The sequence below is a fragment of the Paraburkholderia sp. BCC1885 genome (assembly GCF_900996235.1).
GTDB lineage: Bacteria > Pseudomonadota > Gammaproteobacteria > Burkholderiales > Burkholderiaceae > Paraburkholderia.
Genome location: NZ_CAAJGM010000033.1, coordinates 136049 through 148699, shown reverse-complemented (window position 1 = coordinate 148699; position 12651 = coordinate 136049). Strand labels below are relative to the sequence as shown.

Below are 12651 nucleotides of genomic sequence, written 5' to 3'. Positions count from 1 at the left end.
CCCTCGCATTCCTCAGCGAGCCTCCCGGCCCGCACGCCAAGTGCGGAGCAACAACGCATTCGTCACCACGCTGACACTTGAAAACGCCATCGCCGCTCCGGCCAGCATCGGATTCAGCAAGCCGAATGCGGCAAGCGGAATGCCGACCAGGTTATAGACGAACGCCCAGAACAGGTTCTGCTGGATCTTGCGCCAGGTCCGGCGCGAGATATCGATGGCGTCGGCGACCAGGGCCGGATCGCCGCGCATCAAGGTGACGCCGGCCGCATGCATGGCGACGTCGGTGCCGGTGGCCATCGCGATGCCGAGGTCGGCGGCGGCGAGCGCGGGGGCGTCGTTGATGCCGTCGCCGGCCATGGCGACGATGCCGGCGGTGCGCATCTTCAGATCGCGGATCACTCGCGCCTTGTCTTCCGGCAGCACCTGAGCGTGGACTTCGTCGATGCCGAGCGCCGCCGCGACGCTGGCCGCGCTGCCGTGGTTGTCGCCCGTCACGAGGACGCTGCGGATACCCATTTGCTTCAGGCGTGCAATGGCGGCGCGGGCCGTGGGTTTGACGGTGTCGCCAAACGCGAGCAAAGCGAGGGCGGCGGGCGGCGTGGTGCGACTGCTGTCGCTCTCTGTATTGCGGCCTGCCAGGCTCATTAGCCACGAAACCGTATTGCCGTCGTTTTCCAGTTGTTGCGCGCGGGCCGTGAGTTCGGCGGGCAGCTTGATGCCCAGTTCGTTGAGCCAGCGCGTGCTGCCGATCGCCAGCGCGCGGCCGTCGATTTCGGCTTCGACGCCGCGTCCGGGTACCGCGCGAGCTTTGGACGCCGCCGTCGCGGCCAGCGTCTTCGCGTGGGCAACCAGCACTTCGCCGTCGGATCCGGAAGCGTCGCGATCGTCCAACGGCATCGCCTCCTCATACGCCTTCATTACCGCCCGCGCGAGCGGATGATCGCTGTGCCGCTGTACGGCGGCCGCGAGCGCCAGCGCCTCGGCGCGCCCGAGTCCGATCGGTTCGAACGCGGTCAGTGACGGCTGGCCCACGGTCAGCGTGCCGGTCTTGTCGAAGGCAACGAGCTTGACCCGATGGGCGATTTCCAGCGCTTCGGCGTCCTTGATCAGCACGCCGTGGCGCGCCGCGACGCCGGTGCCGGCCATGATGGCGGCGGGCGTCGCGAGGCCAAGCGCGCATGGGCAGGCAATCACCAACACGGCGACCGCGTTGAGCAGGGCGGTTTCGCCGCCCGCTCCGGCCGCGAGCCAGCCGGCCAGCGTGAGCAGGGCAAGCACCAGGATCGCCGGCACGAAGATCTCGCTGACACGGTCGACAAGGCGCTGAATCGGCGCCTTCTCGGCCTGCGCCGTTTCGACGAGGCGGATGATCCGCGCGAGCGTGGTCTCCGCGCCGGTCGCCCGGGTCGAGACGGCGATCACGCCTTCGCCATTGATCGAGCCCGCCGTGACCGGATCGTCCGTCTGTTTGGAAACCGGCAGGCTCTCGCCGGTCAGCAGCGATTCGTCGATGTGCGTGCGGCCTTCGACCACCACGCCGTCCACCGGCACCCGCTCGCCCGGCCGCACGACCACGACCATGCCGACCCGCACTTGCGCGAGCGGCACCTCGTGCTCCTCGCGGCCGACGCGGATGCGCGCCCGCTCCGGGCGCAGCGCGTTCAGCGCGCGGATGGCGTCCGTGGTCTGACGCTTGGCGCGTGCTTCGAGCCACTTGCCGAAGCGCACGAGGGTGATCACGACCGCCGATGCCTCAAAATAGAGATGCATCGGATCGCCCGGATGCATGAGCAGGTCGTAGACGCTGACGCCGTAAGCCGCCGAGGTGCCCAGCGCGACCAGCAGATCCATATTGCCCGCGCCGGCCCGCACGGCGCGGTATGCCGCCTGGTAGAAGCGCGCGCCGAACACCACCTGCACGAACGTGGCGAGCCCGAACTGAAGCCATGGCGGCACCAGCGCGTCCATGCGATGCGAGCCGAAGCCTTCGCCGAGCATCGGCAGGACGAGCGGCAGCGTCAGCAGCGCGCAGGTCACCACGCCGGCGAGTTCGCGGCGGGTGCGGTCGTGGAATCGTTGCGCGTCGGAGGGGGCGTCGGCGGCGGCAGCTTCGGCGACGACCGGCGTCGCCTGATAGCCGGCCTTGGTGACCGCGGCAATCAATGCATCGATGCCGGTGGGGCCATCCGCGAGATTGACGGTGGCCTTTTCGGTCGCAAGATTGACGGACACGCTGGCGACGCCGGGCAGCTTCGCCAGTGCCTTTTCGACCCGCATGGCGCACGACGCGCAGGTCATGCCGCTGATATCGAGTTCGGCGCTGGTCTGCGCGACGTGTTCGGGAGTGGAAAGATCGGTCATGGTGAGATTGGCTCAGGCGGCGTGAGGCCGCATCATGAGTCCAGTATTCACCTTCCCATGATGGGAAGGTCAAGGACTGATGTTCGAAGCCATTCAGGACGGACGATAAGCCAGCCGAGCCGGGCCGATACCCCCGTAGGGCCAGAACAGGTACGGGTCATCGTTCTTCGGCGCATGCTCAAGGCAAATTCCCGCTTAGAACTCCGGCGGCGCATTCAACATGGCCTCGGCCACCGCCTCCTGAACTTCGCTGCCGGCGGCCAGCAAGCCTTCGGCTGCGCCGCGCCGATCACGCGCCTCCTTGTTCTGGCCCAGCTTCCATTTGCCGACAATGCGCGTCACCTCGATCTCGATGCCGACGATCGCCCCCAGCATCTGCGCGATAAAGTCAGGCGGCGCGTCGCCCATCTTCCACGGCTTCGGTTCATTGGTCTCCATCTTGCGCGTGAGCCGCGCGACGACACCGCGCAGGAAGGTTTCATCGTCGTGGACGACGATCTTGCCGTGCGCGTGGACCACCATGTAGTTGTAAGTCGGCACCTGGCGATGCGTTTCGTGCTTGCCTGGATACCAGTTCGGCGAAATATAGGCAGCCGGCCCCTGGAAAATCACGAGCGTGTCCGGCCGCTCGGCCACCTCCTGCCAGACCGGATTGGCGCGCGCGACGTGCGCGCGCAACGTGCCGTGCGGACCCTCTCCCGCGGCGAATTCAAAGGGCAAATGATTCGCGTCGAGACCGTTGGGGCCGACCGTCACCAGCGTGCCGAACGGCTGGTCGGCGATGAGTTGTTGAAGGACCTCGGGACGGTTCTCTTCGAAATGGGCGGGGACGTACATGGGCGCTCCGGGGGCAAGAGTGCGGGAGTTGTACAAAAGCTGCGTTTGTGCCTTTGCGCTTGATAGCTGTCAAGGATACGATACAACCCGTTGTTGTCGGGATCGAGATACGTGGCGCGTTCGCGGGGGACTTGGGAGCTACGCGAGCCAAGCCGTAACTGTTGCCCGGCGCTTCCTCCTGGACCGAACGTTCTGCCACCTGAACGAATGATAAAAAATCGCCGAGAACTGTTTTCGCTTCATTGGACCTGCGCGTCGTTCGCGGGGCTCGCATTCCTCGCCGGCTGTGGCTCGACACCCATCGACACACCCAAGCCAACTGGCTGGATCAAGGACGAGGTGGCCGATTCCTATGTTTTCGGCTATCCGCTCGTGTTGATGGAGACGGCGCGTGACGCCGCGGTCGGCAGCGATCCCGGCCAGGCGCCGCTCAACACCTTGCATCAAGCGCAGGCATTGCCGCCGGTCGGTTCGGCCAATCCGCCCACACCGGGTCTCGACACGCTCGACTCGAGCGGCTGGCTCGATCTCGGCGCGGAGCCGGTGATTCTTGCGTTGCCCGATTCGCACGGCCGCTATGTCGACGCCCGCGCGCTCGACATGTGGACCAATGTGGTCTGGTCGACGAGTTCGCAGATCGGACCGCGTGCCGGCGGCATCAAGGAACAGGCGGTGGCCTTCGTCGGTCCCGGCTGGCAAGGCGACTTGCCGAAGAACGTCAAGCGCATCGACGTGCCGACCCGCAACGCGTGGGTGACGGTGCGCATCCAGTCGAACGGCGGCCGCGATTTGACGCTGATCCGCAAGCTGCAACATGGCATTCGCCTCGTGCCGCTGAGCGCCTATGCCAGCGATGCCCGTCCGGCAGCGAACGCGCCGGGCGGCAGCGCCGCCACGGCTGCGGCTTTGGCGGTTTCGGGCTCGCCGGCCGCGCAGGTCGCCGCGCTCGACGCGAACGGCTTCTTCAGCCGCCTTGCGGACGGCATGCAGGACAACTCGCCGGTCCCGGACGATCCGCATGCCCTGAAGATTCTCGCCGACCTCGGCGTGAAACCGGGCCAGCCGGTCAAGCTGCCGGACGCCAGCGACGCCATCGCCGCGGGTCTCAGCGATGGCCGTGAGCGGGTGGTGACGCCGCCGCCTAATCTGCTGAGCGTGAACGGCTGGAGCTGGTTCGGCGACGGCGTCGGCAGCTACGGGCCGGACTACGCGCTGCGTGCCTACGCGGCTTACGAGCAGCCCGGTATCGGGACGAAGGACGACGAAGTGCGCGCCACGGTCACGCAGGACAGCGACGGCCACGCCCTGAACGGCGCGAATCGCTACGTGATCCACTTTGCGGCGAACCAGTTGCCGCCGGTGCGCGGCTTCTGGTCGATCACCGCCTACACGAAGGACGGCGCGCTCGGCGAAAGTGCGCCGGCGCGGCTTGCCGTCGGCGATCGCAATGGCGCGCGCCGCAATCGTGACGGCTCGCTCGACGTGGTGGTGTCGTCGGCCCGCGCGCGCGGGCCGAACTGGCTGCCGGCGCCGCGCACCGATCTTGAACTCGTGCTGCGTCTTTACGCGCCGAAGCCGCAAGCCACCGACGGCACCTGGCAACCGCCGCCGCTCGTTCGTCAATAACGAAGGGCCGTGCGTCACAGTCGCGCCCGCGTGACTGTGACGTACACGTTCTTGCCGTCGCCGCTTCGGTTCATCAGCGATTATTTCGGAATCTGAAATAACGGTTTGCTGCACGGCAACGACGACCGTCACAAGCGCGTCATGCCCATTGCGCCGACGCCCGGCGCATGGATGCATGCATTTCAGTGTTTATTTTCTTTCGCCTTACATTTCTATCCCGCGCACGACTCAAGACATATACTTGCCCGAGGCAGGACTTTAGTCATCGCGGCGGGCTTGCCGCCGCATCACCCATGACCGAGCATGGCAAGCCTCAACAAAGCAAACCTGGCGTTATCCCTGCAGGCCGTGCGCGGTGTCGCGCAGGCGCGTCGTACACGGCGCATCGTGATCGGCCTGCTGATCTTCCTCGTGGTGTTCGGCCTGCTGGGCTTTTTCGCGGCGCCGCCGCTGATTCGCCACATCGCCGAGCAGCAACTCAGCAAACAGCTCGACCGGCCTTCGACCATCGGCCGCATCGCGCTCAATCCGTACACGCTCCGGCTCGAAGCGGATCGTATCCATATTGGCGAGCGTGGCGGCCAGGGCGACTTTATCGATATTTCGCGGCTGATCGTGAAGCCGTCATGGAGTTCGGTGTTTCGCGGGGCGCCGATCGTCGATGAAGTGCAACTCGATTCACCGCGTTTCAACATCGTTCGCTATGACGCGCAGCGCTTCAACTTCACGGATCTGATCGAGAAGTTCGCCAGCCAGCCGTCCAAACCGGACAGCAAGCCGACGCTTTTCTCGGTCTCTAACATCCGTCTTGAAAACGGCCAGATTACCTTCGACGATCGCCTGCTTGGCGTGAAGCACGTGATCGATCAATGGAAGCTCGGCATCCCGTTCATCGCCACCTTGCCGTCGAAGACCGACATCTTTGTCGAGCCGCTGCTGCGCGCGCGTATCGACGGCAGCCCGCTCGCGATCGACGGCAAAACCAAGCCGTTTTCCGCGTCGCGCGAATCGGATGTGTCGCTGCGCTTCGACGGGCTGGACGTGCCGCGTCTGCTGTCGTATTCGCCGCAAAAACTGCCGGTGACGGTGCAGGCGGGCAAGCTCTCGACCGATCTCAAGCTCAACTTCATCATGTCCGCAGACGCGCCTTCGCTGCGCGTGACGGGGACCGTCGACCTCGACGATCTGGATGTGCGCGACGAAAACCGCCAGCCGTTCTTCGCCGCTCACGCGCTGCACGTGGCCGCCGCGACGCTCGAGCCGATGAAGAGCGTGTATCACTTCGACGAGATCCGCCTCGACACGCCTACCGTCAATCTGTCACGCGACAAGGACGGCGTGTTGAGTGTGACGCGCACTTTCACGCCGGCCGATACGGCCGCGAAGGCGCCTGCCGCGAGCAGCCCGCAGGGGGGCGCGAGCGCCCCGCAGGCCGCATCGGCCGCCGCCGCGCCGCCCAAGGCCGTGGCGCCGCTCGATCTGGCGATCAAACGCTTCGCGCTCAACGACGGCACGGTCAACGTTCAGGATAACGCCGCATCCCGGCCGGTGAGCCTCGGGCTGAAGAGCCTGGCGGTGTCGCTGACGGATTTCTCGACCTTGGCCCAGGCGCCGGCGCATTACACGGTCAGCACCGCGTTCAAGGACAGCCCCGGCTCGCTCGATGCCGCGGGCTCCCTCGGCCTCGTGGCGAAAAGCGCGGATTCGAAGATCGACCTCAAGACCTTGCCTTTGCCGATGCTGCAGCCGTATCTCGACGGCGTGACGGCAGCCCAGGTGACGGACGGCACGCTCTCCGCGACGGCCAGCGTGAACGCCGATTGGTCCAAATCTCCGCCGGCCATTCAGGTCGGCGAGAGTCAACTGAATCTGCAGTCGCTGAAGCTGGCGACCCGTGGCGGCAAGGAACCGGCCGTCGCGCTCACGGAGGGGCAGGTGAACGTCAGGCAAGTGGACGTCGCGGGACGCAATGCGCAGATTAGCGGCGTCGACGTGACGGGCCTCGCGATCAATGCACAACGGCTGAAGGACGGCAGAATTGATCTGGCCGCGCTCGCCGGACCGCACGAAGAGGCGCAGCAACGCACGGCGATCCACGCGGTCAAGACGGCGCAGGAGCAGGGACCGGCGTGGCACTACAAGATCGACGAACTGAGCCTGAAGGATGCGAGCGCTAACTTCACGGACAATTCCACGCCGCGTCCGGTCAAGCTCAGCATCACGCCGCTGCAACTGAAAGTGCAGCAGATCAGCGACGACCTGAGCCGGCCGCTGCCCATCGACCTGCAGGCGACACTTAATCGCAAGGGCACGCTGGGTGTGAGCGGCGACGTGACCGCCACACCGCTGAAACTGACGCTGAAGGTGGATGCCAACCGGCTCGACGCCGCCGCGTTCGAACCTTACTTCGGCAGCAAGCTGAATGCGACCATCGCGAGCGCGCTGCTGAACATGAAGGGCGACGTGGCGATGTCGCAGGCATCGAAGGATCTGAAGGCTTCGTATCGTGGTAACGCGGCGCTCGTCGACGTGCGTATGCTCGACAAGGCGACCTCGGACTCGTTCGCCGGGTGGGGCTCGCTCGCGCTGACCAATCTCAAGGCCGACTACGACGAACATGGCACCAATGTCGATGCCGGGCGCGTCACGTTCTCGAATTTTTACGGACGGGTGCTGCTGGATCCGCAGGGCAAGCTGAATCTCACCGACGTGGTGGCGCAGCCGAGCGGCGCGCCGCAGTCGCTGACGCGCAGCAAGAGCAAAACGGAGCCGGTGCCGCTTACGCCCGGCACGGCGCCTGAGCCTGCCGAGCCTGCTTCCGCCGGGGGGGCGGCGGGAGTGGCCGCAGTCGTGCCGGCGTCCGCGCCGGCGGTGGCTTCGGCGAGTGTGCCGGCATCGGACGCGGCAGTGGCGGTGGCGGGCGCGCCCACGGGGCGTGGCTCGTCAGGGGCGCGGTCCGCGAAAACGGCTGCGGCCGCCGGAGCGGCTTCCGGCCCGGCCGCGGCTTCTGTCCAGCCTTCCGCCGCATCTTCCGCGCCGCTCAAGCTGCACTTCGGCCAACTCGTGCTGCAGCAGGGCCGTGTGACCTACACCGACAATTTCATCCGGCCGAACTTCACGGCGAACCTGGTCGGGATTCAGGGGACGATCGGCGCGTTCGGCACGCAATCGACCACCTCGGCGCCGGTGGATGTCTCCGCCAAGCTCGCGGCCAACGGCCCGCTGTCGATTCGCGGCACGGTCAATCCGCTGATTGCGAAGCCGGCGCTCGACCTGACGGCGAGCGCGCACGATATCGAACTGACCAATCTCACGCCGTATTCGGCGAAGTACGCGGGCTATCCGATCACCAAGGGCAAGCTCAACGTCGACCTGCACTACAAGCTGGATAACGACCAGTTGAGCGCGAATAACCACATCTTCATCGATCAGTTGACGTTCGGCGATCACATCGACAACGACACGGCGACCAAGTTGCCGGTGCGCTTTGCGATCTCGCTGCTCAAGAATTCGAAGGGCGAGATCGACGTGAACATTCCGGTGTCCGGGTCGCTGTCGAATCCGGAGTTCAGTATTGGCGGCCTGATTTGGCATGCCGTGCTGAATTTGCTGGAGAGGGCGGTGACAGCGCCGTTCTCGCTACTGGCGAATGCATTCGGCGGTGGCGGCGAGGAAATGGGCTACGTGGAATTCGACGCGGGGTCCGCGAAACTTTCCGATGCCGCCGACAAGAAGCTCGACAGCATCGCCAAGGCGCTGGCGGACAAGCAGTCGATCCGCATCGACGTGATTGGGCGCGTCGACCCGGCGGTCGATACGCCGGCGCTGCGCACGGAGTACGTGGAGAAGCTGGTCAAGCAGGAAAAGATCAAGGACGTGGTCGGAAATGGCGAAAGCGTCGACCTGTCGACTGTCACCGTCGATCCAAAGGACTACAGCAAGTATCTGACCAAGGCCTATAAAGACGCCGACTTCAAGAAGCCGCGCAACTTCGTGGGCCTGACCAAGACGCTGCCCGACGACGAAATGAAGAGCGCGCTCGCCGAACATGCGCCGATCAACGACGCCAGTCTGCGTGAGCTCGCGCAGCAGCGCGCGCAAAGCGTGCAGCAATATTTCGACGGCAAGATCGACAGCAGCCGGGTGTTTATCGTCGCGCCGAAGCTCGACGCGCAGGGCATCAAGGACAAGGGCGCGACGACGCGTGTCGATTTTGGTTTGAAGTGAAGGGCGTCGCGCCCGCCGTTAAGTTATCCAGCACAACAGTACTCTAAGAATCTTCCCATTCCTTGCGCGGCTTGGTCTGTCCATACTGCAAGCTTTCTTAAGGGAATGCGTTTTCGTATCAGGCCCGTGGCATGCCGCAAGGCGAACCCGGTGCGAGATGCGTACAAACGAAGCGTGGCGCGCAGGTGATTTTCCTTACCCGAACCGCAGCGTCGAAATCCCGTTCATACGCGAACGGGATCGAGGGCGTGCGCTGGCAAATCCCTTGCATACGGCCGTCCCGTCAACCGGTGCATTTTCAGGTTGAGGCATGGTTGGAACCAGGTTAGGAAAACATATAAATGGCTACCATTCTGATAGTTGACGACCATCCGGCGCTTCGGCTGGTTATCAAGACGCATCTCTCCGAGCTGCTTGGCGTAACCGACGTGATCGAGGCGGATAACGGACAGACGGCGGTCGAAATGGCCCGTCAGTATCTACCTGACGTCGTTATTCTCGATCTCGATATTCCACGCATTAGCGGGCTCGATGTCATCCCGCGTCTCAAGCTGGTTCATCCGTCAATCCGCGTGCTGGTGCTGTCGGGGCAGGACGCGGGTACCTTCGCGCCGCGCGCAGTGCGCTCGGGCGCTCAGGGGTTCGTCGGCAAGTCGCAGGAGATGAAGGAAATCCTGCGCGGCGTGGAGGCCGTGCTGGCGGGCTATACCGTGTTTCCGATCAGCGTGGGCGGAGCCGGGATGTCGTCGCCGGAAGCCGGAGAGGAAGATAAACTCAAGCTGCTGTCGGACAAGGAACTCGTGATCCTGCAGATGCTGTCGAAGGGCATGTCGAACAAGACAATCGGCGACGCGCTCTTCATTAGCGATAAAACAGTTAGCACGTACAAAAGCCGCATTCAGGAAAAACTCGGCCTGTCTTCGCTGGCGGGGCTGATCGAATTTGCGACGCTGCAAAAGCTGATTGACTGAGACGCGCAGAGTATGGACATGACGAGCCAGCCAGGTTCCCGAGTGCGCGCGCAGGGTTTCGCCGATGCGGCGCGCGCCGCGCGCGCGACCTCGATTCGCTACGCAACTGTGTTCGGTAGTGTCCTGGCGTTCGCGCTGTTGTGCATCGTGTCCGCCCGCGCCGATACCCTCGTGGGCGTGAACCCTAATGCACGCGCGCTGTCTCCCGATGCCGGTCATGCGGACATCGCGGGGTATGGCTTGCTGGCGGCATTGGCCCTGCTGAGCGTATTGACAGCCTTCGCTTTCGGCGGCTGGTGCAGGGCGGGCGCCCGGACGCGCCGGGCCGTCAAGACGGCGCGCGATACCGAAGATACCTGGCAGCGCCGGTATGCGGCCGTCGAGGCACAGGAGCAGGCCACGCGCGCTTTGGCTGCGGCGCAAGTGGCTGCCGCCGCGACTCAGGAGCGCGAGCGCGTCCAGGTCGCCATGCGCCATTTCATCCGCGGCCCATTGTCCGCGCTGGCGGCTTTGCTGGCGACCCTCAACGGCAGTTCTTTGCCCACGGCTCACCGGCCGCTAGCCGGGCGCATCCAGTCCGCTTTGCACACCTGCGTTCGAGCGCTGGAGGACATGCTGGCCTCGTCGCCGGTCGAATCGCGCCCAATTATCCTCGATGAAAGCCTGACCGATCTCCGCGAAGTGATCGACGGCGTCGTCGCGCTGTTCTCATCCGCTGCAGCGCAAAAAGGTGTGCATCTGCGCGTGAGTATCGATCCGTCGATCGCCGCACGCGTTCTTGCAGACGGTAGCCGGGTCGGGCAGATGGTCTTCTATCTCGTGAGTCGGGCTGTTTGCGCTACCGAACACGGCCAGGTCGCGATCGTCGCGTGGGCGGAGCCGCTGAATGCCGGCTCGCAACGCATTTTCATCAGCGTGAGGGAAGGGGGCGATGCCGTCGTCTGTCCCGCGAGGCCGATTCAGGCTCAACTGTCTCGGCCATGCGAGCACCGGTTAGCTGTCGGCACGATATATGACGAGACCGCGACCGATCTTGCGCTTTGCCAACGGCTGGCGCAGCACATGCGCGGCGAACTCACGATAAGGAGCGAGTCAGGCTGCGGTGCTTGCAGCACCTTTAGCGCGTCGTTCGCTGTCGAGCCTGCGTGTGCGCCTATGGTGTCGGCTCGCGCGGGCAACTCGTCGCCGCGCCCGGCGGTCACGCCGGCCAGATCGTTCGATCAAAGCTACCTGGATGCACTATCCAGCGAAGGCGTCGACCTTCATGTGTTTTTGCGTGGCTGGCAGCAGTCGATACGCGACGACCTGATCCAGATGCAGCGTATGTGCGATCTCGACGACGTCAGCGGTTTGCGCGCATCGTTGCACAGATTGAGTGGGGCGGTTGGCATGGTCGGCGCGCGCAGTCTGATGGAAGCGCTGCAGCTCGCCAGCGTCGCGCAGCCCGAACCCGAAGCGGGTGCAATCGATGTGCTGCCGAAGCGCATTGAAGCGCTAATGAGGGACGTCGACGAGGCGATCGACATGGACCGGAGCAATCTGTCATGACTCGACCGTTAGCCTTGATCGAGGGAAACCTGGCGATACCGCTGCCGCGTCCCCACGACGGTTTGCCCCCACCGTTCGGCGCGCGCCACCGCCCGATAGGCGGAGCCGTGCATGAGGCGGTGCGCGAAATCGCCACCCCTGCGCGGTCCGGCCGGTCTCAGTCGGAAGTCAGGCACGTCCTGGTTTATAAGGAGCCGCCGCAACGGGTCGAGCCGGGGCGTTGGGACGTCGCGCTGGCGGAGGCCAAGCGCTATCTGGAGATGGATCGCAGCCGTCCGCGTTCGTCGCGCTCCGATCGATTACTCGCGGCTTCGATTTTTGGCGCCTGCACCATTGCGCTGACATGGCTGCTCGTCACGTGCTCGATGAAGGAAGCGGAGAAGGCAAAAGCGGCGCCTGACGGGCCGACGGTTTTGTCGGCGCTAAGTTCGCGCGTGGATGCGCCTAAATCGGTGGATAAGCCGACGTTTGCAAATGCGCAAACCGGGACGGTGATCAAGGGAGCTTCGCCGGAGACCGTCACGGCTTTTGCCAATGAAGTGGCGAGGCCAGTCATCGCCGAGACGCCGCGCGCCGTGTCGAAGAGTGAGCTGGCTCAAACAGAGCCATTGCCGTCCGTCTTGCCGAAGCAGATTGCCAAGGGCGCGCGAATGGCCCGACGCTCGCACGCAGAGTCGAAGTATGCTGTGCGGATTTTGCCGCGCCAGACCGTGCAGCTTTCCATCCCTGACGAAGACACGCCTGCGTCGCGCGCAAGGCCGCCGAAGCGAGTCAAGGTGGCGCAGCTCTCCAGAGCGCACGTCCACGCACGTGTGGCCATGAGCCATGCAATGCATCCGGCCACGCATCCCGCCTTGTCAAAGCAACCGGACTGGACGACCCGTGCGGCCCATTTGCATCGGGACGCTTCGATCGACAGCGCGCCGTGGCTCAATTGGTCCGCGCAGCAGCATCGTCCGGGGCCGACGATTCATCGGGCCGCACCGGCATCGGGCGACAGTAACTGGAACGATCACATGACCCAGCGCCGGATCACCGACGATCCCGCGGCATTTCATATCGGCGGTGGGAAGTAAGTAGC

General features: G+C 64.7%; 7 protein-coding genes. 5 read left to right on the top strand and 2 right to left on the bottom strand.

Translation table 11 applies throughout. The annotated features are described in order from the left end of the window. Positions 1–12 precede the first annotated feature (12 nt). Together FQ755_RS02945 and FQ755_RS02940 are read right to left on the bottom strand one after the other, a co-directional pair. A complete protein-coding gene (locus tag FQ755_RS02945; protein ID WP_144150811.1) occupies positions 13–2361 on the bottom strand; it encodes a heavy metal translocating P-type ATPase in 2349 nt (782 codons plus the stop codon). A gap of 195 nt (positions 2362–2556) precedes the next feature. Then, positions 2557–3198 carry an FMN-binding negative transcriptional regulator gene (locus FQ755_RS02940; RefSeq protein ID WP_144150809.1) on the bottom strand — a complete coding sequence of 214 codons (642 nt, stop codon included), beginning with the start codon at positions 3196–3198 and terminating at the stop codon, positions 2557–2559. Between the two features lie 207 nt (positions 3199–3405). Between FQ755_RS02940 and FQ755_RS02935 the strand changes: the two genes are divergently transcribed. The 5 genes from FQ755_RS02935 (at position 3406) to FQ755_RS02915 (ending at position 12646) form a co-directional block, all read left to right on the top strand. Then, the gene (locus FQ755_RS02935; RefSeq protein ID WP_144150807.1) at positions 3406–4824 is read left to right on the top strand and encodes a DUF1254 domain-containing protein; all 1419 of its coding nucleotides are present in this window, start codon (positions 3406–3408) and stop codon (positions 4822–4824) included. Positions 4825–5127: 303 nt separating this feature from the next. Further along, positions 5128–9051 carry a DUF748 domain-containing protein gene (locus tag FQ755_RS02930; RefSeq protein ID WP_144150805.1) on the top strand — a complete coding sequence of 1308 codons (3924 nt, stop codon included), beginning with the start codon at positions 5128–5130 and terminating at the stop codon, positions 9049–9051. A 341-nt stretch (positions 9052–9392) separates the two neighbouring features. Then, a complete protein-coding gene (locus FQ755_RS02925; protein ID WP_144150803.1) occupies positions 9393–10022 on the top strand; it encodes a response regulator transcription factor in 630 nt (209 codons plus the stop codon). Positions 10023–10040: 18 nt separating this feature from the next. Then, the gene (locus FQ755_RS02920; RefSeq protein ID WP_186308400.1) at positions 10041–11570 is read left to right on the top strand and encodes an Hpt domain-containing protein; all 1530 of its coding nucleotides are present in this window, start codon (positions 10041–10043) and stop codon (positions 11568–11570) included. After that, a complete protein-coding gene (locus FQ755_RS02915) occupies positions 11567–12646 on the top strand; it encodes a hypothetical protein (protein ID WP_144150799.1) in 1080 nt (359 codons plus the stop codon). The genes FQ755_RS02920 and FQ755_RS02915 overlap by 4 nt, the downstream gene beginning before the upstream one ends. Positions 12647–12651: the final 5 nt, after the last annotated feature.

Excerpts from the sequence above, each read along its gene's own strand:
- FQ755_RS02945 (WP_144150811.1), bottom strand. The coding sequence starts at position 2,361 with ATGACCGATCTTTCCACTCCCGAACACGTCGCGCAGACCAGCGCCGAA.
- FQ755_RS02940 (WP_144150809.1), bottom strand. The coding sequence starts at position 3,198 with ATGTACGTCCCCGCCCATTTCGAAGAGAACCGTCCCGAGGTCCTTCAA.
- FQ755_RS02935 (WP_144150807.1), top strand. The coding sequence starts at position 3,406 with ATGATAAAAAATCGCCGAGAACTGTTTTCGCTTCATTGGACCTGCGCG.
- FQ755_RS02930 (WP_144150805.1), top strand. The coding sequence starts at position 5,128 with ATGGCAAGCCTCAACAAAGCAAACCTGGCGTTATCCCTGCAGGCCGTG.
- FQ755_RS02925 (WP_144150803.1), top strand. The coding sequence starts at position 9,393 with ATGGCTACCATTCTGATAGTTGACGACCATCCGGCGCTTCGGCTGGTT.
- FQ755_RS02920 (WP_186308400.1), top strand. The coding sequence starts at position 10,041 with ATGACGAGCCAGCCAGGTTCCCGAGTGCGCGCGCAGGGTTTCGCCGAT.
- FQ755_RS02915 (WP_144150799.1), top strand. The coding sequence starts at position 11,567 with ATGACTCGACCGTTAGCCTTGATCGAGGGAAACCTGGCGATACCGCTG.